Source organism: Streptosporangium sp. NPDC049078 (assembly GCF_040648855.1).
Classification (GTDB): domain Bacteria; phylum Actinomycetota; class Actinomycetes; order Streptosporangiales; family Streptosporangiaceae; genus Streptosporangium.
Genome location: NZ_JBEZEL010000025.1, coordinates 104837 through 127554 on the forward strand (window position 1 = coordinate 104837; position 22718 = coordinate 127554).

The window sequence follows — 22718 nt, forward strand, 5'->3', positions numbered from 1 at the left end:
TTCCGAGCGCGGCGGCACAGTTCCGCCCTGATCGAGGTAGCGCTTCGTCGAGACGTCGTACGCGCCTGTCATCGACCGGCACCTCACGTTCCCGATCCGTGCGCGACCGTCGTTCCGTGACGGCATGCACGGCGGAGAAGACGACATTCCCATGAAGAGGCCGACGTCCCTTTCCCACCCGCGAAGGAAAACACATGTCGCCTAACACCCTCCCGGAGGGCGAGGTACAGTTCCACGTTCTCGGGGATCTGGCGGTTACCGTGAACGGCGTCGAAGTGCCGATGCCGGCCCAGAAACCGCGAAAGTTGTTGAGCATACTGCTCAGCAGAGCGGGGCAGTCGGTGCCCGTCGGGATCTTGTCGGATATTTTGTGGACCGAACAGCCCAAGAATCCGCGGAAGGCGATGCAGGTCTACGTGTTCCGCCTCCGGCATGTTCTCGGCCACGACCGGATCCAGCAGCGGGGTGAGGGCTACGCGCTGGTCACGCATCCCGACGAACTCGATGTCCACAGGTTCGAGGCGCTCGCCAAACAGGCGCTGAACGCCATGCTCTCCTCCGACATAAAGGATCTGGCGCGCTGTTCGGCGGAGGCGCTCGACATGTGGCGCGGCAGGCCGTACGCGGACCTGGCGGAGAGCGCCGTCGCGGACCACGAGGTCAGCCGGCTGGAGGAACTGCGAACCTCACTGCTGGAGCTGCGCATCGGCGCGGACATCGGCCTCGGGAACCACTTCGAGACCATACCCGAGCTGCGCGGCCTGATCATGCGTTTCCCGTTCCACGAACGGTTCCGCACCCTGCTGATGCTCGCCCTCTACCGGACCGGTCGCCAAGGGGAGGCGCTGGAGGTGTTTCAGGAGACCATCGTGCTGCTCGACCGGGAGCTGGGAATCCTGCCGGGTCAGGAAATGAGCACGATGCACACGCGAATTCTGCAGTCCGACCCGTTCCTGATGTCCGTCGACGCCGTACTGGAATGTCTGGGAGAGGTCGGCCTGAAGGCCGCGCATCGGTGAACCAGGGGCCGGTGCCGTTGACGAGGGGTGCGGAGGGCTGGACGCGCCGCGATCCGGCGCGGTGCGCAGACCTGGCCGTCGCACCCCGGTTCCGCAGACCTTCGGTGTGCCTTCGGGCGACGGGACACCTACCCCGGCGATAGTTGTGCCTCGTCCCTCGCCCCGTATCGTCCCCACCAGTGATCCCGACGGTGTGAGGAAGGATCGGCATGAGCGACGACGCGGTGCGACGCGTTTTCCGGACGGTCGACTCGTTCGACCCCGACGAGTTCGTGCGGTTGCTGGCCGAGGACGCCACGTTGGTGTTCGGCAACGCCGAGCCGATGGCGGGACGCGAGGCCATCGCCGCCGGGTTGCGGGACTTCTTCTCCACCATCGGCGGCCTGCGGCACAGGATCGTGCGGAACTGGCAGGTGGACGCCGACATCATCGCCGAGACCGAGGTGACCTACCGGCGGCTCGACGGCACGGACGTCGGCGTCGTGGCCGTATCGATCTGGCGCACCCGCGACGACGGCCTGATCTCCGACTACCGCATATTCGTCGACCTCGCCCCCCTCCAGGCGGGCGGGGGCGCCGCCCGGCCCGCGTCCACGGGCGCGGCGCCCACCTTCGCCCACGGGGGCGCCCAGGGGTGAGCCGCCGCTCACGCGACCGGGCGCCGCTCCCGGAGATCAGTACATCGAGATGTGCGGATGGTCGAAGTGGTTGGCCGTGATGCCGCCTCGGTTCGACATGAACCTCCAGCCGGAGCCGTGGTTGATGCGCTGGCGCCAGATCACGTACTTCACGCCGAGTTTGGCCTTGTTCTTGATGGCCCAGGCGGCGATCTCGTCGCCGAGCGCGAGGTTGGCGGCCGTGGGCATCGCGCCACCGGCGCTCATCATGAAGTCGCAGGCACGGCCCAGAGGATGCTCGCCGCCGTCGTTGACGGCCCGGTAGCAGCCGACCGAGTACGGCAGGTTGAAGCGCCTCATGACGGCGTCGCGCATGATCCGGGTGCGGTCGGTGATGTTGTCGGCGCCGGTGGGCAGCTGCGGCGCCCAGCTGCCGTCGGCGCGACGGCCGGAACCGGTGGGGGCGAGCCGGTCGAGCTTGTTCTTCATGTCGCGGATCAGCTTCTCGGCCTTCTCGCGCTGCGCCTGCACCTCCTTGGCCTCGTCGCCGATCTCGTCGGTGAGCGTGGCGGCCGTCTCGGCCGCCCGCTTCCTGCGTTCGATGCTGTTGACGAAGCCCTCCAGGTGGGCGGCCTGCTGGGCGGTGAGCTGCTCCATCACCGCGGCGGCGCCCATGTCGCCGGAGAACATCAGCGCGGGCAGCCCTCCGCCGCTGCTCTGGTAGCGCAACTGGACGATGGAGTCGACCTCCCGCTTGGCCTCGACGTAGGTCTTCTCGGCCTTTTCCAGGTTCTGCTTGGCGACGATCTCGGCCTTCTGCGCCATCTTGAGCGACTCGCGGGTGGCCGCGTAGGTCTCGATCAGCTTGTCGACCTGCTTGCCGAGCTTGGCCAGCTCGGCGCGGAGCTTGGCCTCGGTGGGCTTGGGGTCCGCGCTTCCGGCGGTGGGGGCGCCGATGGTGAACACGACGATCGAGCTCAGGCAGAGGGCCAGAGACGCACGCCGACGGAACGTGGGGGACGGGGCCGCCACGCACTCTCCTCTCCTTACGCCTACCGGGTTAGCTGACGGGTTCGGGCTGGAGGAAGCCCTTCCACCGAAGTGGTTTCACCCCAGGTGCGGTGGTTCCCCGGCTCCCGGGCAAGGTGCCCGGGATTAGGCAAATCAGCGTTTACAGCCGATGTGGGAAGGATAGTAGTGGTAAACAGCAGGTCATGCGACCTCAAGACGAGACCAAGCGGTAATCAGTTCGTGACAACAGAGCGCAGCAGTTGTGCTGTCGCCTCGGGCGACACGTCGTTCACGAAGGCGCCCATCGCCGACTCCGACCCGGCGAGGTATTTCAGCTTGTCCGGCGCGCGGCGGATGCTGAACAGCTCCATGTGCGCGTACGACAGATCGCGGCCGGTGGAGACCGGTGCCTGGTGCCAGGCCGCGACGTACGGCATGGGCACGCCGAAGATCCCGTCGAGGCGGCGGAGCACGTCGGTGTAGAGGGGGCCGAACGCCGCGCGTTCCCCGGCGTCCAGCGCGACCAGGTCGGGGACCCTGCGGTGCGGGTAGAGGTGGACCTCCACGGGCCAGCGCGCCGCGGCGGGGACGAAGGCCGTCCAGTGCTCGTTCGAGCCCACCACCCGGATCTCGGCCGCACGCTCCGCGGCCAGGACGTCGGCGAACAGGTTGCCGCCCGTCCGCTCCCTGTGGCGCTCGGCCGCCCCGAGGGTGAGCCTGGTGCGCGGGGTCACGTAGGGGTACGCGTAGATCTGGCCGTGCGGGTGGGCCAGGGTGATGCCGATCTCCGCCCCCCGGTTCTCGAAGCAGAAGACCTGCTCCACGCCGGGCGTCGCCGACAGCTCCGCCGTACGGTCGACCCAGGCCTCCATGACCAGTTCGACCTGCTCGGGGGAGAGCCGCGAGAACGCGGAGTCGTGCTCGGAGGTGAAGCAGACCACCTCGCACCTGCCGACCCCCGGACGGACCTCGCTCAACCCTCCGATCGGCCGGTGGTCGCCCGGCTGGGCGGAGAACGAGGGGAACCGGTTCTCGAAGACCACCACCTCGTAGTCGGAGGAGGGGACCTCGGTGAGATTGCCCGGAGTCGAGGGACAGAGCGGGCACTCGTTGGCGGGGGGCAGGAAGGTGCGGCCCTGGCGGTGCCCGGCCACCGCGATCCACTCCTCGGTGAGCGGGTCGTAGCGCAGCTCGGAGGCGGCGGGACGGGGCGGCAGGTCGCGTCGGTCGGGTGCCGTGCGGTCGGCGTCGTCGCGCCGGTCGAAGTAGAAAAGCTCCCGGCCGTCGGCCAGGTGGGTGATCGTACGCTTCATCGGCCGGCGATCTCGCTCTCGCGCTGGGGTTCGGTGATGATCATCTCGCCCACCGAGGCGGCGAGCTCCTCGCGGGCCTTCTCGGTCATGCCGGAGTCGGTGACCACGATGTGGGCCTCGGCCAGCTCGGCGATCGTGCTGATGCCGACCGTGCCCCACTTGGTGTGGTCGGCGAGCACCACCAGGCGGTGCGCGGAGGCGACCAGTTCGCGGTTGGTCTCGGCTTCGAGCAGGTTGGGGGTGGTGAACCCGGCGCGGGTGCTCATACCGTGCACGCCGAGGAAGAGGGTGTCGACGTGCAGGCCGCGGATCGCCGAGACCGCGACCGGACCGACCAGCGCGTCGGAGGGGGTGCGGACCCCGCCGGTCAGCACGACCGTGTGGTCGGCCCTGGGGGAGCGGTGGAAGACGTCGGCGACCCGGATCGAGTTGGTGATCACGGTCAGCTCGGGCACGTCGACGAGCTGGTGGGCGAGCGTCCAGGTCGTGGTGCCCGCGGAGAGCGCGACGGCGGTGGCCGGCCGGACGAGCCGGGCGGCGTGCCGGGCGATCGTCTCCTTCTCCGCCTGCTGGCGCACCGACTTGGCGGCGAAACCCGGCTCTTCGGTCGAGCCGGGCCCGGTGGCGGTGGCGCCACCGTGGACCTTCTCCACCAGACCGCGTTCGGAGAGCACCTCAAGGTCGCGCCGGATCGTCATGTCGGACACGCCGAGCTCCCGGACGAGATCGGCGACCCTGACCCCGCCGCTGCCGCGCACCCTTTCCAGGATCGCCTGCTGTCGCTGCTGGGCGAGCATCGCCTCACTCCCCTTAATCCATCAGATTCCACCAAAATACCACGAGCAGGTGGGGGAGGTTGTTGGATTGTGGTGGCCGGCCGCTCACAGTCGATCAAGCTCCGCCGCGATGTTCGCCCTCGCCGCCCCCTCCAGATCGGCGATGTGGAAGATCACAGGAAGATCGAGCAGCGAGCGCAGCACCGTGGCCCTTCCCGCCCTGAACACGTCGTCGGGGACGAAGTCGTACTCCTCGCGCACGGCCGCCGCGTAGGCGGCGTAGACGTCGGGGGAGGAGCCCAGGATCGCCAGGTCCGCGTCGGACAGCACGGCCCCGTCCGCGTCGCCGGACGCGGGTGCGTGCGTGACGGTCATCCTGACCAGCCGGGCGACCGTCGCCACATCCTCCGCGGGCACCCCCAGCTCCGGCAGCGCGCGCTCGGCCAGCCTCGCGCTCCGCTCCTCGTTGTCCGCACGCCGCGGGTCGTAGACGGCGTCGTGGAACCAGGCAGCCATCCGTACCAGGTCCGGGCGCCTCGCGTGGTCGGCGAGGGCGTCGACATGGGTGAGCACCGCCTCCAGATGGGCGGTCGTGTGATATCTGCGGTGCGGCTCGTCGTACCGGGTGATCAGTTCGCGGCCGAGGGGGTCGGCCCCCGCGCCGGCGAGGGATCGCCAGCGGGCCATCAGCTTCTCGCTCATGTGACGGAGCCTAGAGTCCGGTGACGGAGCCGGGAGTCCGGCCTGACGGGTGAGGAGCCCGGTCACGCGTCCATCCAACGGGTGGGGAACGTCAAGACGGGGGAAACGCCGGGGAAATACGGTCCGCCGGAGCCGGACGGATCGCCGTCCAGGCCTTGTGCGACGGACGTTCCAGGAGGAATGTGAAGGTCTGGGCGAGTGAGATCGAGTCCCGTACGGATCCGGAGGAACCTCGGCGAAGGGGTGGTCGGCATGGGCAGACGAGCACGCAAGGCCAGGGCGCGCAAGAAGCGCAGGGCCAACCACGGCCGGCGGCCGGCGGCGGGCTGACGGCACGCGCTCCGATGGTCAGGCGCGGCGGCCCCAGGAGGCGAGCAGCAGGATCTGCGGGTCGGTGCCCGAGTGAGGCTGCGGGTGCTCCCCGGTGGCCGCGGCCTGCCGGTAGCCGGGCTCGGCGTCGCTGAACCAGGTGGCGCAGGCCTCGACCAACTCGGGATCGAGACGCTCGTCGGCACCGATGGCGCGGGCCAGGTCCCACGTGTGGATGAGCGCGTCGGCGAACAGTTCGGTGATGTACTCCCGGCCGGACACGTCGCCGAACGGCAGGTGGACGAGGCGGCCGAGGGCGTGAACGCCTGTCGCCGCCTGGATGGCGGGTACGGCCGAGGTGTCGAAGGCCTTGATGGGATCGTCGCCCAGCAGGTCTCCGTCGAAGGCGTCGCCGACGTCCGCGGAGGTCCCCCCGGCCAGCAGCACGGGAGCCCACAGGTTCTCGCCGACCACGTGGTTGACGAGAGCACGCACGTCCCAGTCGACGCACGGGGTCGGGTTCTCCCACTGCTCGGGGCCGATCCGGTGGACAAGAGCGCCGAAGTCGTCCAGTGCGCGGTGGTAAGCCTCGGGTACGTCGATGGTCATCATGCCCCTCCCGATGCCCTCCCGGGTCTCCTCCCGGCTCTCATCTTGACCGTAACCCCTGAACAGCCAGTAGTCATCGCGTCAACGGACATGACCGGCATGCCCGAGGTGCCCAAGGAATTCCGTAGGGTGCACACCTGACCGGGGGACTTCATTCCACGGTCAGATCGACGTCAGCAGTAAGTCACGATATTTTGCGAAACTTCATCTCATGCGCACCATGACTTTCACCAGGGCGACCGCCGCGGCGGTCACCGGTCTGCTCCTCCTGCCCCTCTCCGTGGTTCCGGCCACCGCCGAATCCGGCCACCGGGGCATCACGCTGACCTTCCTCGGCCGTCACACCGCCGGAACCGCCGGGGCCTCGGAGATCACCGCGTACGACGCCTCCACCCGCAGGGTCTTCGTGGTGAACGCGCAGGCCGGTACCGTCGACGTGCTCGACATCCGCGACCCGCGCAAGCCGCGCAAGGTCGCCACCCTGGCCACCCCCGGAGCCAACAGCGTCGCGGTGCGCCGCGGCCTGGTCGCCGTGGCCCAGCAGGCCGCGGTCAAGACCGACCCGGGCACCGTCGCCTTCTTCGACGCCGCGAGCGGCAAGAAGCTCAGGCAGGTGACCGTGGGCGCGCTGCCCGACATGCTGACCTTCACTCCGGACGGGACCCGGGTGGTCGTGGCCAACGAGGGCGAGCCGTCCTCCTACTGCGAGGGTGAGGCGGCCGACCCCGAGGGTTCGGTGAGCGTCGTCGACCTGCGCCGCTGGACGGTGCGGACCGCGGGGTTCGCGAAGTTCGACGCCGAGCGGCTGCGGGCCAGGGGAGTGCGGATCACCGGCCCCGGCGCCACCGCGGCCCAGGATCTGGAGCCGGAGTACGTCACCGTCGACGGCGACACCGCTTATGTGACCCTTCAGGAGAACAACGCGCTCGCGATCGTCGACCTGAACCGGGTCGTGGTTCGCGACGTCGTCCCGCTGGGACTGAAGGACTGGTCGAAGAGCGGGTTCGACGCGTCGGACAGGGACGGGAAGATCGACATCAGGCCCCGGCCGGTGAAGGGCATGTACCAGCCCGACGCGATCGCGCACTTCCGCGACCGCGGGCGGACCTACCTGGTCACCGCCAACGAGGGCGACGGGCGCGAGTGGGGCTGCCACGCCGACGAGGTCAGGGTCAAGTCGCTGAACCTCGCGCTGCCCGACGCGGAGAACCTCAAGAAGGACGCCGAGCTCGGCCGGCTGAACGTGGCCGTCGACTCGCCCAGGGACGCGAACGGCGCCTACACCGAACTGCACGCGTTCGGCGCCCGCTCGATCTCGGTCAGGTCCACCTCGGGAGCGCTCGTCTGGGACTCCGGCGACCAGTTGGAGCGGCTCGTCGCCAGGGAACTGCCCGGCGCCTTCAACGCCGACAACGAGGAGAACGACTCCTTCGACAGCCGCAGCGACAACAAGGGCCCCGAGCCCGAGGGGATCACGGTCGGTGAGGTGCGTGGCCGGACCTACGCCTTCGCCGGGCTGGAGCGGGTCGGTGGGATCGTCGCCTACGACCTGGGCGACCCGCGCGCCCCGCGTCTGGCCGGCTACGTCAACACCCGTGACTTCACCGGCTCGGTCGAGGACGGCACCGCCGGGGACGTCGGTCCCGAGGGCGTGCTGTTCATCCCCGCCTCCGACAGTCCCACCCGCCACCCACTTCTGGTGGTCGGCAACGAGGTCAGCGGCACCACCGCCCTCTACGAGATCCGCTGAGGGCTCGCCGGGCCCCGTTCCGGCACCGCGAGGCCCCGTCCGTCGCAGGATCGTTCGATCGTGTCGCCGTCACCGGCGTCCGTGGTCAAGACGGCTATGGCAGCCTCTGCTCGATCCAGACGATCTTGCCCTTCGGGGTGAGGCGTGATCCCCAGCGGTGGGCGAGCCAGTTGATGAGGTGCAGGCCGCGGCCGGTGTCGCTGGTGGTGGACGCCTCCCGCATGACCGGCTCGGACACCGATCCGTCGGACACCTCGCAGACCAGGGTGGGCCCGCGCAGCAGACGCAGCTCGACCTCGCCCCGGCCGTGCTCGACCGCGTTGGCGACCAGCTCGCTCACCATGAGCTCGGTGTTGTCACTGAGCGAGGACAGTCCCCACTCGTCGAGCGTGGCCCGGACGAAACGGCGGGCCTGGGAGGCGGAGCGGGGGTCGGAGGGCAGTGACCTCTCCGCGAAGTCCTTCTCCGTCAGCTCCGACACCCTGGCGAGCAGGAGGGCGATGTCGTCCCGCTCGTGTCCGGGCCGCTGTGCCCTGATCGTGAGGTCGCAGACCTCCTCCAGGTCGTGGTCGGGGCCGGAGAGCAGACCGCGCAACGCGTTGATGCCCTCCTCGATGTCCCGGTTGCGGCTCTCCACCAGGCCGTCGGTGTAGAAGGCGAGCACGGTCCCGCCGGGAAGCGTGAACTCCCGCATCTCGGCGGGCTCGTTGCCGATGCCCAGGGGGAGCCCCGGCGGCAGCTCCAGCAGTTCGGTCTCGCCGTCGGGCTGTACCAGGATCGGCGGCACGTGTCCCGCACAGGCGATCGCGCACCGCCGCGTGACGGGATCGTAGGTGGCGTACACACACGTGGCGATCTGGCTGGCGTCCAGGTCCTGGCTCATCAGGTTGAGCCGGAACAGCACGTCGGCCGGGCTCAGGTCCAGGCTGGCCAGCGTGCGCGCGGCCGTACGGAGCTGGCCCATGGTGGCGGCCGCCCTGATGCCGTGCCCCATCACGTCGCCGACGACGAGGGCGACCCGGCAGCCGGGCAGCGGGATCACGTCGTACCAGTCGCCGCCCACCCCGACCAGGTCGCTGGCCGGCAGGTAACGGGAGGCGATCGTCAGGCCCAGAGGCTGGGAGAGGTCGACGGGCAGCAGGCTGCTCTGCAGGGTCAGCGCGGTGCGGCGCTCGCGGTTGTAGAGGCGCGCGTTGTCGAGGCAGACCCCGGTCCTGGCCGCAAGTTCCTCGGCCAGGTTGACGTCCTGCTCGTCGAAGGGCTGGCTGGTGGGTCTGCGGGTGAAGATGACGAAGCCCAGCACCCGGCCACGCGCCTTCAGCGGTACCACCAGGAACGAACTGTCCTCCAGCACCTTCGACACCGAGTCACGCTTCCAGAACCGCCCGATCTCCTCGGCGGTCCTGCGCCCCAGGCGCGGATAGAGGATCGGGTTGCCGGTCGCCATGCACCGGGCGTAGGGGGTCCAGGCCTCGTAGACGGCGACCTCGTCCACGGGAAACGCCCTGGCGTACTCGCCGGGAGAGGGATCGGCCACGCCGACCGCGATCCGCCGCACCAGCGCCGAGCCGTCGGTGGTCTCCTGGGGAAACTCTCCCTCGGTCACCAGCCGGTCCTGTACGAGGATGCCCGCCGCGTCCGCGAAGCGCGGCACGGCGACGTCCATCAACTCCCTGCCGGTCTCGAACACGTCCAGTGTGCTGCCGATGCGTTTGCTGGCGGCGTTGAGCAGGGACAGCTGCTCGTGCATGGACGCGGGACTGCCCATCCTGAACCCTGGCGTGGCTGGATTTTTTGTGACAAAACGGGACTTCACTCGCTCCACCGGGGTGCGGGAACCGGCGTCCACCAGGTTTCCAGTTCGAGGTCTTCTGCGATGGCGTTGGCGCCGTTGTATCCGGGGGCCGCGGAGACCGAGCCGCCCGGGTGACTGCTGGCGCCGCAGAGGTAGAGGCCGTCGACGGGGGTGCGATACTGGCCCATCTCGGGGACCGGGCGGTTGCCGCCCAGCTGGGACGGCTCGTAGGCCCCCACGTGATGACTGCCGCGCACCATGTTGACGCAGTGCCGCTCGATATCGAGTGGTGAGAAGACCCGTTTACCCAGGACGGCGCCCCCCGTGAGGTTGGGGGCGTATTCGGCCCACTCGGCGAGCAGCCGCTCCCCGACCTCCTCGCGCCGCAGGTCCCAGTTGGCCGGGTCACCGCCGAGGTCGTACGGGGCCCACGGCCACCAGAACGCCACGTGCTTGCCGGCGGGGGCGTACGAGGGATCGAACAGCGAGGGGCACGCGCCGTTGCCGGCCAGCCGCTCGGGCAGCTCCCCCCGGTGGATCTGGTCGAAGGTGCGGCCGAGCTGCTCGCTGTCGTCGGCGCCGAGCACCACGAGGAAGGCCCGGTCCACGTCGGGCTCGAACTCGGCGGCCCGGTAGCGTGGCGCCTCGTCGAGTGCGAGGTGCAGGGTGACGAGGCTGTGCGCGGCCCACCTGTAGTCCTCGACCTTGGCGGTGATCTCCGCGCCGAAGTTCTCCGGACCGGCGAGCCGTACGGTCTGGGGGGCGTCCACCGCGCTGGCCACGAACCTGCGGGCGGTGAGCACGTCGCCGGTGGCGAGCCGCACCCCGGTGGCCCGCCCGTCGTCGACCAGGATCCGCTCGACGTGGGCGCCGGTCACCACGGTGCCGCCGTGCTCCTCGATGACGGCGCGCAGCGCGTTCGCGACGTTGGCCGCGCCTCCCACCGGCACCCCGAGCCTGGCGATGCGCGACAGCAGCCGGGGGAAGAAGCCGCCGGTGCCGGGAACGTTCTCGATGGAGATCGCGTGCAGGAAGGACTTGAACAGCACCCTGACCTGGTCGCTCTCGAAGTTTCTGTCGACGGCCTCGTACAGCGAGAGCGGCATGTAGCTCATCATGTCGCGTCCCAGATCGCCCTTGATCCGCTCGGCGAGCACCGGCGGCGGCAGTGGCCTGGAGTACAGGAAGCCGTTCATCAGCCCTCTGGCCGCCTCGGCGTAGCGCTCGTACAACTCCAGCCAGCGCGCGGCGTCGGCCGTGGAGAAGCGGGCGAAGGACTCGGCGGTGCGCTTGGGGTCGGTGTAGACCGTGATCGCCCGGCCGTCCCTGAAGACCGTGGCGTGCTGGGTCTCGGGGTAGATGTAGCGCAGGCCGTAGCGCTGAAGCTCCAGGTCCGCGGGGACCGGGCCCTCCTCCAGGAAGTGGTAGCTGCTGTGAGTGTTGTGCCGGAACCCCGGGAGGGTGAGCTCCTGGGTGCTGCAACCGCCACCCGCGACGTCGTTGCGCTCGACGACCGCGACCGACAACCCCGCCTTCGCGAGGTAGGCGGCGCACGTGAGGCCGTTGTGACCTCCGCCCACGATGACGCCGTCGAACTCCGACACTTTCCCTCCAGGGGCAGTCTGACTTCTGGTTATGGAGGATTGTAAAGAATGATCTACATGCGAACCTCGTGTTTAACAGAGATTCATAGATATTTCCATACGAACTAGGACTTGTCGGTGTTGAGGTGGCGGAGCAGGCGTGCCAGTTGCTCCCCGTAGCGCTCCCCGAACTCCTCCGACGCCGGATCGTCCCCACAGATCGCGCGGACCAGCTGCGGGAATATCGCTCCGGCGTCGGCCGCGGCGAAGAGCATCAGGAGCAGGTACGCGGGGTCCAGGTCGGCGGGGAACTCCCCCTCCGCCTGCCGCCTGCGCAGGTCCTCGACGTTGTCCCGCATGTCCCTGAGCAGCGCGGAGTCCTCCTCGCCGTCGTCCTGCAGTCCACCCCGGATGAGGATCCTGGCGAGGTCGCGGTCACGCACGGTCGCGGTGACGTAGCCGCGTACCAGTTCGGGCAGCGTCGGCGGCGGCGACGTCCCGGCGAAGGTGCTCTCCTTGCCCTGCCAATCCGCCGTGAGCGCCTTGAGTAACCCTTCCTTCCCACCGAAATAGTAAGAGATGAGCTGTTTGTTCACTCCGGCTCTGGCGGCTATCTCACTCACCCTCGTTCCGGCGAATCCCTTGGCGGAGAACTCGGCCTTGGCCGCCTCGACGATGCGTCTCTTGGTGCGCTCGGGATCGCGCCTGCGCTCCACGGCTCCAAGGGGGCGCTCCCGCTCCCGCGGGATCTGGAGGAAGGTACAGATCGACGAGGCGGGTCTTCCGGCGTTCCACTTCCATGATCTCCGGCACGTCGGTAACACCTTGGCATCGGACAGCGGGGGGAGCCCCGAAGAGCTGATGACCGGAATGGGACACTCCTCCACTCGGGCGGCGCTCGTCTACCAGCACGCGAGCAAGGACCTGACCAGGCCATCGCTCGGGCGCCGGGGAAGAAATTCAAGAAAACCCGCGAAAACGGGTCCAGAAAACCATCGGGCACGCAGCGGGCACGGAAGTTCCTGAAGTTTTGGCGAAACGTGAAAGGCCAGGTCGCCGCGTATGGGCTGACCTGGCCTTTCATCATCTGAGCGGACGACGGGAATCGAACCCGCGTAGCCAGTTTGGAAGACTGGGGCTCTACCATTGAGCTACGTCCGCGCGAGCCGGCGTCAGTCTGGTCTAGACTTCATCCGTTCGTCAGGGCGTAAGCGTACCGGAGTTCCGGAGCGTGCGCGCACTCGACCTACGGGGTGTGGCGCAGTTTGGTAGCGCACCTGCTTTGGGAGCAGGGGGCCGCAGGTTCAAATCCTGTCACCCCGACACGTGCCGGGCATCGGTTTCGACCGGTGCCCGGTTCTTCGTTCAGGAGGGCGAGTGGCTCTTCGCGGCGCGCGTAGGACGGGCGGGTCACGCGCGTGGGACGGGAGGGGCAAGGGTGCCCGCGGAGAAACGCGGAAATGATCCCGCTGTGGGGAGAATGTCAGGAGTGAGGGCTGAAGAAGGCCCAGACGGCCTTGCCGCCGCAGTTGAGGTGATCCCAGCCCCAGCCCTGGCTGTAGGTCTCCACGATGTAGAGGCCCCGGCCGTTCTCCGAGACGAAGTCGGGCTCCTTGGGCGTCGGCACCTCGTTGCTCGGGTCTGTCACGGCCAGGAGCACGTGGGGAGAGAGGTGCACCAGGACGAGCGTGATCGGGTTGATCTCGGTACGGCCGGGCGGGCACAGTGCGTAACGGACCGCGTTGGTGACGAGTTCCGAAACCACTAGCGCTGCGTCATCGCTGAGTTCCGCCAGCCCCCAGTCGTGGAATGTGGAACGTGTCACGTCCCTGGCGGTCTTCACCGAGTCGGCCTGATTGGGCAGGGGACACGCGGTGGCGCCGGAGTGGTTGGCCTCCAGTAGCTCGTCAAAGCCCACCTGGCGGGTCGCCTGCAGGTAGTCGGCAGCCGATTTTGGCTCCTCCACCATCCTGCCGGTACCTCCCGCTGTCATCGTGAGTCTCCGTACTACTTGAGAGTTTTCAGAGCTTGTGCACCATAAGCCCAATATGCACTAGGCCATCATGGGTCACCGACACGTCCGCTGCAAGACCCAAATGCACGTGCAGTTGCAATGTGCAGCCGCATGGGCGGTTAGGACGTCGACTTGGCGAATTGGGCAGGGAGTTGAGACCTTGTCATAGCGGCCGGAAGTAGTGACACTGTGTGCGCTGGCCCAAGTACAGAGGGAGGCGAAGTGACGCAGGTTCAACCGGGATCGGGTCCCACAGCTCTGCGCATCCTTTTAGGCTCCCAACTGCGTCGCCTGCGTGAGGCCAAGGGGCTGTCGCGCGAGGAGGCGGGCCATCTGATCCGCGGATCCGAGTCCAAGATCAGCAGGATGGAACTCGGCAGGGTCGGCCTGAGGGAACGCGACGTGGCGGACCTGCTCACCTTCTACGGGGTGGAGGACGAGCAAGCCCGGTCGGCGGTGATGGATCTGCTGCTCAGAGCCAACGAGCCCGGCTGGTGGCACCGGTTCAACGACCTGCTGCCCTCATGGTTCCAGACGTACGTCGGCCTTGAGGAGGCGGCCTCCCGGATCCGTACCTACGAGGTGCAGTTCGTGCCGGGCCTGCTGCAGACGAAGGAGTACGCCAGGGCGGTCATCACCGCGGGGAGCGCCGGCATCGCGCCCGAGGAGATCGCCCGCCGCATCGATCTGCGCATGCAACGCCAGCAGGTGCTCGGCCGACCCGACGGCCCCTTCTTCTGGGCCGTGATCGACGAGGCCGCCCTGCGGCGTCCGATCGGCGGCGCGGACGTCATGCGGGCCCAGCTGGAGCATCTGCTCGACCTCATGCGGCAGCCGAACATCACGATCCAGGTCATGCCCTTCAGCTTCGGAGGTCACAGCGCGGAGGGCGGCGCCTTCAGCGTGCTCCGCTTCAACGACAGCGAACTCCCCGACGTCGTCTACGTCGAACAGCTGGCCAGCGCCCTTTACCTGGACAAGCGTGAGGACGTCGACCGCTACAGCGAGGTCATGGAGCGGTTGTGCGCGGTCAGCACCACGCCCGGCGAGACGAACGACATCCTGCGGCGGATCATCAAGGAGGACTGAGCGGCCATTGGTCGCTCCCTGGTGCCGCTCTGCCCTAGACTGGCCAGCGGCGCTGAACACCCGCCGCTGTGGAGCATGCCCTAATCTCGCGTGTCTCGACGGCTGTGCCAGGTGCCGCTCATGTGGGCGCGGCGCGCGAGCTTGCCGCGGTAGCCGTTAAGTCCTGACGCGCCCGCGATCACTCGAAGCTTGATCAAGGAGACGACCCCGTGAAGACCGCTGTGGAGGAGCTCAGCCCGACCCGGGTAAGGCTTACCGTCGAGGTGCCGTTCGAGGAGCTCGGCGAGAGCCTGCAGGCGGCGTACAAGAAGGTCGCGCAGCAGGTGCGCGTCCCCGGGTTCCGCCCCGGCAAGGTTCCGGCTCGCATCATCGAGCAGCGGTTCGGCCGCGCCGTGGTGCTGGAGGAGACCCTCAACGACGCGGTGCCCAAGCTGTACGGCCAGGCCGTCGACGAGAGCGACATCTTCCCGGTCAGCCAGCCGGAGATCGAGGTCACCAAGATCGAGGACGGCCAGCAGGTCGAGTTCACCGCCGAGGTGGATGTTCGTCCCGGCTTCGAGGTCCCCGACTACCAGGGCATCGAGGTGACCGTCCCGGTCTCCGAGGTCTCCGAGAAGGACATCGAGGAGCAGCTGAACGGCCTGCGTCAGCGTTTCGCCACGCTGACCGGCGTCGAGCGCCCCGCGGCCTCCGGTGACTTCGTCGTCATGGACCTGGCCGCCGCGATCGACGGCGTCAACATCGAGGAGCAGCAGGCCAACGACGTCTCCTACGAGGTCGGCGCCGGCTCGGTGCTGCAGGGGCTGGACGACGCACTGGTCGGCCTGTCCGCGGGTGAGACCAAGGAGTTCACGACCAACCTGGTCGGCGGCGAGAACGCCGGCGAGGAGGCAGTGGTCACCATCACCGTCAAGAGCGTCAAGGAGAAGGTCCTCCCCGAGCTCGACGACGAGTTCGCCCAGCTCGCCAGCGAGTTCGACACTCTCGACGAGCTGAAGGCGAGCATCAGCGAGACGGCCCGCCGCAACAAGCTGATCGACCAGGTCGTCCAGGCTCGCGAGAACGCCCTCGCCGCCCTGCTCGACAAGATCGACATTCCGCTGCCCGAGAGCGCGCTCAAGGCCGAGGTCGACAACCGCAAGCACAACCTTGAGCACCAGATCGCCGAGAGTGGCCTGAGCAGGGAGGCATATTTCCGCCTCTACCAGACCACCGAGGAGGAGCGCTTCGCGGAGTTCGACGAGAGCGCCGCCAAGGCGCTCAAGACGGGCTTCGTCCTCGACAAGATCGTCAAGAGCGAGGACCTCGGTGTCAGCGAGCAGGAGCTGACCAACTTCGTGGTGCGCCGCGCCATGCAGATGAACGTCGCGCCCAACACGCTGGCCCAGCACCTGGCCGACAACGACCAGCTCACGCTGGCCATGGTCGAGATCGTCCGCGACAAGGCCAAGAGCGTCGTCGGCGACGCCGCCAAGGTGACCGACGAGGCCGGCAACGAGGTCGACCTCAAGGCCATCTACACCGAGATCAACGGTGAGGAGGTCTCCGAGGAGGCCGACGACACCGAGGTCGAGACCGCCGCCAAGTAGTTTTCGGCCGAGCGGGAGACCGGATTCGTCCGCTGCCCCCCCGCCGCCCGACGCCCCCGCCGCGCTCCGCGTGGCGGGGGCGTCTTAGTCCCCGGGTGAGGGTGCGCGGGCCGCAGGGCGACGCCTGGAGGTCTCCGGAATCTCCCCGGCCTTCTGCTCTGCCCCAGAGCTTCGAGGGCTCCTGGGCCCTCTGAGAGCCGTTGAGGGATCTCGTGGCCCCAACCTGTCGCACGCCTTCCTGCGCATGCCCACCTTCAGCCTCTCCGGCGAGCGGCGACACGCCGTGGAGGCTCCGGCCTCTCAGCCCTCGCAGGGATGCACGACAGGGGAGCCGCGGACGTGGTGGGGAGGCGGCGGGCAGCATGCGCCGTCAGCGAACAGTGCGTTGAGGAGGCATGTCCGGTAGGTGGCGCGCGTTAAGGTCACAAGCAAAGCCAATCGATTACGACGCATCGGAAGGTGACGCTGTGACCAGCCCGCCGACCTTCTACCAGCCGACCGGCTCCGGGCCCGAGTCGATGAGCCAGCCGACCGGCTCGTTCAGGCTCGAAGACCAGCTCTACCAGCGGCTGCTGCGTGAGCGCATCATCGTGCTGGGCACCCAGGTCAACGACGAGATCGCCAACCGGATCTGCGCCGAGCTGCTCCTGCTCGCCGCGGACGACTCAGAGCGCGATATCTGGCTCTACATCAACTCGCCAGGCGGTTCCGTGACCGCTGGTATGGCGATTTACGACATGATGGAATATGTGCCTAACGATGTGTGCACGGTCGCGATGGGTCTGGCCGCCTCCATGGGCCAGTTCCTTCTGTGCGCCGGCGAGCGGGGCAAGCGATACGCCCTGCCGCACGCCCGCATCATGATGCACCAGCCTTCCGGCGGTATCGGCGGCACCGCCGCCGACATCGCCATCCAGGCGGAGCAGATGCTCTACGTCAAGAAGACCCTCGCCGAGCGCATCGCGTTCCACACCGGCCAGAATCTCGAGCAGATCGAGGCCGACTCCGACCGCGACCGCTGGTTCACGGCCGAGGAGGCCAAGGACTACGGCTTCATCGACCAGGTCGTGCGCAGCGCTCGGCAGGTGCCCTCCACGGGCGCCGTCTCCTGAAGGGGCACAAGGTGAGTGAGTTGATCCGGCCGGGAGACATCAACGGCCGCTACGTTCTTCCGTCCTTCACCGAGCGCACGTCCTACGGCATGCGGGAGATGAACCCGTACGCCAAGCTCTTCGAGGACCGCATCATCTTCCTCGGCGTGCAGGTGGACGACGCGTCAGCCAACGACGTCATGGCGCAGTTGCTGACCCTGGAGTCGCTCGACCCCGACCGCGACATCAGCATCTACATCAACTCGCCGGGCGGTTCGTTCACCGCCATGACGGCGATCTACGACACGATGCAGTTCGTCCGGCCGGAGATCCAGACGGTCTGCCTGGGCCAGGCGGCCTCGGCGGCGGCGGTCCTGCTGGCCGGCGGCACGCCGGGCAAGCGCTTCGCCCTGCCGAACGCCCGCATGCTGATCCACCAGCCGTCCACCGAGGGCGGCGGCCAGGGAAGCGACATCGAGATCCAGGCGCGCGAGATCCTCAGGATGCGCTCGCAGATGGAGATGATCATCGCTCAGCACTCGGGCAGGGCGCCGGAGGCGGTCCGCAAGGACATCGAGCGGGACAAGATCCTCGACGCCGTCGAGGCGAAGGAGTACGGGCTGATCGACGACATCATCCCGTCCCGCAAGAAACTCGCGAAGGCCGTAGCCTCCTAACGAGGCATATCGCACCGGAACCGTGCCGAATCAGGCACGTTCCGGTGCGACTCGCCGCTAGGGGGCTCACTGAGGGCTCAGAAGACGGTAACGTCGAAACCTAAGCGGGATGACTTTTCGATCGGGTATCGGGCCGGTCGGAAGAAACGGACCGCGGTAGCCAGGGCGGTCCCACGCAAAGGAGTATCTGGGGTGGCACGCATCGGCGACGGGGGAGACCTGCTGAAGTGCTCTTTCTGTGGAAAGAGTCAGAAGCAAGTCAAGAAGCTCATCGCCGGACCCGGCGTATACATCTGCGACGAGTGCATCGACCTCTGCAACGAGATCATCGAGGAGGAGCTCAGCGAGTCCTCTGAGCTCAAGTGGGACAGCCTTCCCAAGCCGAGGGAGATCTACGAATTCCTCGACGCCTACGTCATCGGTCAGGACCAGGCGAAGAAGGCTCTCTCCGTGGCGGTCTACAACCACTACAAGCGGGTGCAGTCCGGCGAGCGCGGGCGTGACGACGGCATTGAGCTGTCCAAGTCCAACATCCTGCTCCTGGGCCCCACCGGTTCCGGCAAGACACTGCTCGCCCAGACGTTGGCGAAGATGCTGAACGTTCCGTTCGCCATCGCCGACGCCACCGCCCTGACGGAGGCGGGCTACGTGGGCGAGGACGTCGAGAACATACTGCTCAAGCTGATCCAGGCCGCCGACTACGACGTCAAGAAGGCCGAGACCGGCATCATCTACATCGACGAGGTCGACAAGATCGCTCGTAAGAGCGAAAATCCGTCGATCACCAGGGACGTCTCCGGCGAGGGCGTGCAGCAGGCCCTGCTGAAGATCCTGGAGGGCACGACCGCGAGCGTGCCGCCACAGGGCGGACGTAAGCATCCGCACCAGGAGTTCATCCAGATCGACACCACCAACGTGCTGTTCATCTGTGGTGGGGCCTTCGCCGGTCTCGAAAAGATCATCGAGTCCCGGGTCGGCCGCAAGGGGATCGGTTTCAACGCGATCATCCGCTCCAAGGAGGACATCGACAGCGCCGACATCTTCGAGAACGTCATGCCCGAGGACCTGCTGAAGTTCGGCATGATCCCCGAGTTCGTCGGCCGGCTTCCGGTGATCACGAGTGTCCACAACCTCGACCGTGAGGCGCTCATCCAGATCCTCACCGAGCCGCGTAACGCCCTCGTCAAGCAGTACCGCCGGCTGTTCGAGCTGGACAACGTCGAGCTCGAATTCACCGACGACGCGCTGGAGGCCATCGCCGATCAGGCGATCCTCCGAGGCACCGGCGCCCGCGGCCTGCGGGCGATCCTGGAGGAGGTTCTCCTCTCGGTGATGTACGAGGTGCCCTCGCGGCAGGACGTGGCGCGAGTGGTGATCACCCGCGAGTCGGTTCTGGAGCACGTCAATCCCACGCTCGTCCCGCGCGACCAGCTCAACAAGCAGCAGCGGCCGCCGCGGGAGAAGTCGGCGTAGAAGTCCGCGCGAGCCGCTCCATGCTCGCACGAGTGGTGCCCCCGTGGATTCTCCCGCGGGGGCACCGCCTGTTTCCGGCTGACCGACTCCCGCGACGTATCCGGTTGAGGCCGCCGATGTCCCTCTCCGCCCCTGCTTCGTATCCGCGGGTATCCGCCGATCCTGGTCACCTGTTCGCCGGAGCCCGCGGGTGCCTGCTTCGTATCCGCCGGTGTCCGCTCGGTGTTCGTCGGCCTGCAACGGGGAGGGGAGCATCTCGTTCGCCGGAAGAAGTCACAGGAGAAGCGATCCATAGGACGGTCCGTGGGACGGGGGACACGCGGACATCCCTAGACTTGGGCATCGTGACGACGCCAGAGCTGCCCACCCAGTACGCACCCGCCGACGTGGAGACCCGGAGCTACGAGCGCTGGGTATCGGAGGGACACTTCACCGCCGACCCGAGCAGCGAGCGCGAGCCGTACAGCATCGTCCTGCCTCCGCCGAACGTGACCGGTGTCCTGCACATCGGCCACGCCCTCGACCACTCCATCCAGGACGCGCTGACCCGCCGCGCTCGCATGCGCGGCCAGGAGACGCTCTGGCTGCCCGGCATGGACCACGCGGGCATCGCGACCCAGAACGTCGTCGAGCGCGAGATCGCAAAGAACGGTCTGTCCCGGCACGACCTCGGCCGTGAGGCGTTCGTCGAGCGCGTCTGGCAGTGGAAGGAGGAGTCCGGTGGCCGGATCCTCGGCCAGATGAAGAAGCTCGGCGACGGTGTCGACTGGTCGCGCGAGCGCTTCACCATGGACCCAGGTCTCTCCCGCGCAGTGCAGACGATCTTCAAGAAGCTTTTCGACGACGGGCTCATCTACCGTGCCGAGCGCATCATCAACTGGTGCCCGCGCTGCCTGACCGCGCTGTCGGACATCGAGGTCGAGCACAGCGAGGACGAGGGCGAGCTCGTCTCGATCCGCTACGGCGACGGCGACGACTCCATCGTGGTCGCCACCACCCGGGCCGAGACGATGCTCGGCGACACCGCTGTGGCGGTGCACCCCTCCGACGAGCGCTACGCGCACCTGATCGGCCGCGAGGTGGAGCTGCCGCTCACCGGTCGTCGCATCCCGATCGTCGCCGACGAGCACGTCGACCCGGCCTTCGGTACGGGAGCGGTCAAGGTCACCCCGGCGCACGACCCGAATGACTTCGAGATCGGGCGACGCCACTCGCTGCCGTCCTTGGCGGTCATGGACGAGCGTGGGGTGGTCACCGCACACGGCCCGTTCCAGGGGCTCGATCGCTTCGAGGCCAGGCCCGCGGTGGTGGCTGCGCTCCGCGCGGATGGAAGGATCGTCGCGGAGAAGCGCCCCTACCTCCACTCGGTCGGGCACTGCTCGCGCTGCAAGACCGTGATCGAGCCCCGGCTCTCGCTCCAGTGGTTCGTCAACGTCTCGCCCCTGGCCAAGGCGGCCGGCGACGCGGTCCGTGACGGCCGGACGAAGATCCACCCGCCGGAGCTGGCCAAGCGCTACTTCGACTGGGTCGACGACATGCACGACTGGTGCATCTCCCGGCAGTTGTGGTGGGGGCACCGTATCCCGGTCTGGTACGGCCCGGACGGCGAGGTCGTCTGTGTCGGCCCTGACGAGCAGGCGCCCGAGGGTTATGTCCAGGACCCCGATGTCCTCGACACCTGGTTCTCCTCGGGGCTCTGGCCGTTCTCCACTCTCGGCTGGCCGGACAAGACGCCGGAACTGGCGAAGTTCTACCCGACCTCCGTCCTGGTGACCGGCTACGACATCCTGTTCTTCTGGGTGGCCCGGATGATGATGTTCGGCATCTACGCCATGGACGGCGAGCCGCCGTTCCGGACCGTGGCACTGCATGGCATGGTCCGTGACCAGTACGGAAAGAAGATGTCGAAGTCGTTCGGCAACGTCGTCGACCCGCTCGACTGGGTCGAGCGCTTCGGTGCCGATGCCACCCGCTTCACGCTGCTGCGCGGTGCCAACCCCGGCTCCGACGTGGCGATCAGCGAGGAATGGGCCGGGGGTTCGCGCAACTTCTGCAACAAGATCTGGAACGCCACCCGCTTCGCGTTGATGAACGGCGCCGTGACGGGTGAGCTCCCGATCGAGAAGCTGACGGCCGCCGACCGCTGGATCCTTTCCAGGCTCCAGGAGGTCGTCGCGTCGGTGGACACCGCGTTCGAAAACTTCGAGTTCGCCAAGATCTCAGACCTGCTGTACCACTTCGCCTGGGACGAGGTCTGTGACTGGTACGTGGAGCTCGCCAAGATCCAGATCGCTTCCGGCCAGGAGCACACCCGGCTCGTGCTGGGTCATGTCTTCGACGCGCTGCTCCGGTTGCTCCACCCTCTGGTGCCGTTCGTCACCGAGGAACTGTGGCGTGCGGTCACCGGGCGTGAGTCGATCGTCGTCGCACCCTGGCCGACGGTTCAGGACTCGTTGCGCGACCCCTCGGCGGAGGAAGAGATCCTCGCCGTGCAGGGATTGATCACCGAGGTGCGCAGATTCCGTTCCGACCAGGGGCTCAAGCCTGGCCAGAGGGTCGCTGCGAGGCTCTCTCTCGCGGGTACGGCACTCGTGCCTCACGAAGGGGCGATCAGGTCTCTGCTCCGGCTCGACCAGCCGTCCGAGTCGTTCGCCGCGACCGCCAGTCTCGATGTGGCCGGAATCGCCGTGGAGATCGACACGGCGGGGACGATCGACGTGGCCGCCGAGCGTAAGCGGCTGGAGAAGGACCTCGCGGCAGCGCGCAAGGAGGCGGCCCAGGTCGCCGCCAAGCTCGGCAACGAGCAGTTCATGGCCAAGGCACCCGACGACGTGGTGACCAAGGTGCGCTCCCGTGCCGCGCAGGCGGATCAGGACATCGAACGACTGCTCGCCCAGCTGGCGGCGCTTCCGGCTGGCTGACCGGCTGAGGGGAGTTCGTGGCAGGGACTCGGGTCGACCTGGTGATCGGGAACTCGACCCGATGAGTGTCCAGGACAGGCAGCTGTCTTGACGAGAACCCGGGGTCTCTTGACCCCGGGTTCTCGTGTTTGGGAGTTGGTGTCCCAGGGAAGACCTAGTTCTTACCGGAAAGTTGGTCATCGCAGCCCTAGGGGGCTGCTAGAGTTCTTCATGCAGGGCAGCGTCCTGCACTCCCTCTCTGAAAATCTCGACAAACCGGATGTGTCCGAGTGATTGGACAACGATCGGATGTTGGAGTAAGTTAGAGGGGTTGCCCTGGAAACGGGGTGGTCGCAATCCTAGCGGGTTCGGCGGGTTCGAGTCGAGGGTCGGAAAATCCG

Annotated in this window: 19 protein-coding genes, 2 tRNA genes and 1 riboswitch; of the genes, 11 read left to right on the plus strand and 10 right to left on the minus strand. The window is 67.7% G+C overall.

Annotated features, from left to right (window positions below; genetic code table 11):
* The first annotated feature begins 281 nt into the window (after positions 1–281).
* On the plus strand, positions 282–1019 hold the full coding sequence (locus AB0B90_RS34885) for an AfsR/SARP family transcriptional regulator (protein ID WP_350949526.1): 738 nt from the start codon (positions 282–284) through the stop codon (positions 1017–1019).
* Between the two features lie 209 nt (positions 1020–1228).
* Entirely contained in the window at positions 1229–1657 is a 429-nt protein-coding gene (locus AB0B90_RS34890) for a nuclear transport factor 2 family protein (RefSeq protein WP_350949508.1), read from the plus strand.
* Positions 1658–1693: 36 nt separating this feature from the next.
* On the opposite strand, the gene AB0B90_RS34895 is transcribed toward AB0B90_RS34890, so the two are convergent.
* From AB0B90_RS34895 to AB0B90_RS34910, 4 genes are all read right to left on the minus strand, one after another.
* A complete protein-coding gene (locus AB0B90_RS34895; protein WP_350949509.1) occupies positions 1694–2668 on the minus strand; it encodes a hypothetical protein in 975 nt (324 codons plus the stop codon).
* Positions 2669–2671: 3 nt separating this feature from the next.
* Positions 2672–2808, minus strand: a riboswitch (cyclic di-AMP (ydaO/yuaA leader).
* A 72-nt stretch (positions 2809–2880) separates the two neighbouring features.
* On the minus strand, positions 2881–3960 hold the full coding sequence (galT, locus tag AB0B90_RS34900; RefSeq protein ID WP_362926423.1) for a galactose-1-phosphate uridylyltransferase: 1080 nt from the start codon (positions 3958–3960) through the stop codon (positions 2881–2883).
* Positions 3957–4757: a DeoR/GlpR family DNA-binding transcription regulator gene (locus AB0B90_RS34905; protein ID WP_350949511.1), complete on the minus strand. Its 801-nt coding sequence runs from the start codon at positions 4755–4757 to the stop codon at positions 3957–3959. The genes galT and AB0B90_RS34905 overlap by 4 nt, the downstream gene beginning before the upstream one ends.
* An 84-nt stretch (positions 4758–4841) precedes the next feature.
* A complete protein-coding gene (locus tag AB0B90_RS34910) occupies positions 4842–5438 on the minus strand; it encodes a metal-dependent phosphohydrolase (protein WP_362926424.1) in 597 nt (198 codons plus the stop codon).
* Positions 5439–5636: 198 nt separating this feature from the next.
* On the opposite strand from AB0B90_RS34910, the gene AB0B90_RS34915 reads away from it, so the two are divergent.
* Positions 5637–5768, plus strand: coding sequence for a hypothetical protein (locus AB0B90_RS34915; RefSeq protein WP_350949513.1), 132 nt, complete (start codon positions 5637–5639; stop codon positions 5766–5768).
* 18 nt (positions 5769–5786) lie between these two features.
* Here AB0B90_RS34915 and AB0B90_RS34920 read toward each other — a convergent pair whose 3' ends face one another.
* Positions 5787–6356, minus strand: coding sequence for a TIGR03086 family metal-binding protein (locus tag AB0B90_RS34920; protein WP_362926425.1), 570 nt, complete (start codon positions 6354–6356; stop codon positions 5787–5789).
* 211 nt (positions 6357–6567) lie between these two features.
* Here AB0B90_RS34920 and AB0B90_RS34925 point away from each other — a divergent pair, with 211 nt between their 5' ends.
* Entirely contained in the window at positions 6568–8106 is a 1539-nt protein-coding gene (locus tag AB0B90_RS34925; RefSeq protein ID WP_362926426.1) for a choice-of-anchor I family protein, read from the plus strand.
* 94 nt (positions 8107–8200) lie between these two features.
* On the opposite strand, the gene AB0B90_RS34930 is transcribed toward AB0B90_RS34925, so the two are convergent.
* The 4 genes from AB0B90_RS34930 to AB0B90_RS34945 form a co-directional block, all read right to left on the minus strand.
* Positions 8201–9874: a SpoIIE family protein phosphatase gene (locus AB0B90_RS34930; RefSeq protein ID WP_350949516.1), complete on the minus strand. Its 1674-nt coding sequence runs from the start codon at positions 9872–9874 to the stop codon at positions 8201–8203.
* Positions 9875–9918: 44 nt separating this feature from the next.
* Positions 9919–11505 carry an NAD(P)/FAD-dependent oxidoreductase gene (locus tag AB0B90_RS34935; protein ID WP_362926427.1) on the minus strand — a complete coding sequence of 529 codons (1587 nt, stop codon included), beginning with the start codon at positions 11503–11505 and terminating at the stop codon, positions 9919–9921.
* Between the two features lie 104 nt (positions 11506–11609).
* Entirely contained in the window at positions 11610–12200 is a 591-nt protein-coding gene (locus AB0B90_RS34940; protein WP_362926428.1) for a TetR family transcriptional regulator, read from the minus strand.
* A 374-nt stretch (positions 12201–12574) separates the two neighbouring features.
* A tRNA-Gly gene (locus AB0B90_RS34945) sits at positions 12575–12645 on the minus strand.
* Positions 12646–12733: 88 nt separating this feature from the next.
* Between AB0B90_RS34945 and AB0B90_RS34950 the strand changes: the two genes are divergently transcribed.
* Positions 12734–12807, plus strand: a tRNA-Pro gene (locus AB0B90_RS34950).
* A gap of 160 nt (positions 12808–12967) precedes the next feature.
* On the opposite strand, the gene AB0B90_RS34955 is transcribed toward AB0B90_RS34950, so the two are convergent.
* Positions 12968–13477: an ATP-binding protein gene (locus AB0B90_RS34955; protein ID WP_350949519.1), complete on the minus strand. Its 510-nt coding sequence runs from the start codon at positions 13475–13477 to the stop codon at positions 12968–12970.
* A 243-nt stretch (positions 13478–13720) separates the two neighbouring features.
* Here AB0B90_RS34955 and AB0B90_RS34960 point away from each other — a divergent pair, with 243 nt between their 5' ends.
* The 6 genes from AB0B90_RS34960 to AB0B90_RS34985 all read left to right on the plus strand — a co-directional run bounded on the left by AB0B90_RS34960 (position 13721) and on the right by AB0B90_RS34985 (position 22338).
* Positions 13721–14587, plus strand: a complete 867-nt coding sequence (locus tag AB0B90_RS34960; protein WP_350949520.1) for a helix-turn-helix transcriptional regulator — start codon at positions 13721–13723, stop codon at positions 14585–14587.
* 209 nt (positions 14588–14796) lie between these two features.
* Entirely contained in the window at positions 14797–16176 is a 1380-nt protein-coding gene (tig, locus tag AB0B90_RS34965) for a trigger factor (protein ID WP_350949521.1), read from the plus strand.
* 518 nt (positions 16177–16694) lie between these two features.
* On the plus strand, positions 16695–17288 hold the full coding sequence (locus tag AB0B90_RS34970) for an ATP-dependent Clp protease proteolytic subunit (RefSeq protein WP_344896003.1): 594 nt from the start codon (positions 16695–16697) through the stop codon (positions 17286–17288).
* An 11-nt stretch (positions 17289–17299) separates the two neighbouring features.
* Positions 17300–17944 carry an ATP-dependent Clp protease proteolytic subunit gene (locus tag AB0B90_RS34975; RefSeq protein WP_350949522.1) on the plus strand — a complete coding sequence of 215 codons (645 nt, stop codon included), beginning with the start codon at positions 17300–17302 and terminating at the stop codon, positions 17942–17944.
* Between the two features lie 192 nt (positions 17945–18136).
* Positions 18137–19417: an ATP-dependent Clp protease ATP-binding subunit ClpX gene (clpX, locus tag AB0B90_RS34980; RefSeq protein WP_350949523.1), complete on the plus strand. Its 1281-nt coding sequence runs from the start codon at positions 18137–18139 to the stop codon at positions 19415–19417.
* 344 nt (positions 19418–19761) lie between these two features.
* On the plus strand, positions 19762–22338 hold the full coding sequence (locus AB0B90_RS34985; RefSeq protein WP_350949524.1) for a valine--tRNA ligase: 2577 nt from the start codon (positions 19762–19764) through the stop codon (positions 22336–22338).
* The last annotated feature ends 380 nt before the right edge of the window (positions 22339–22718 follow it).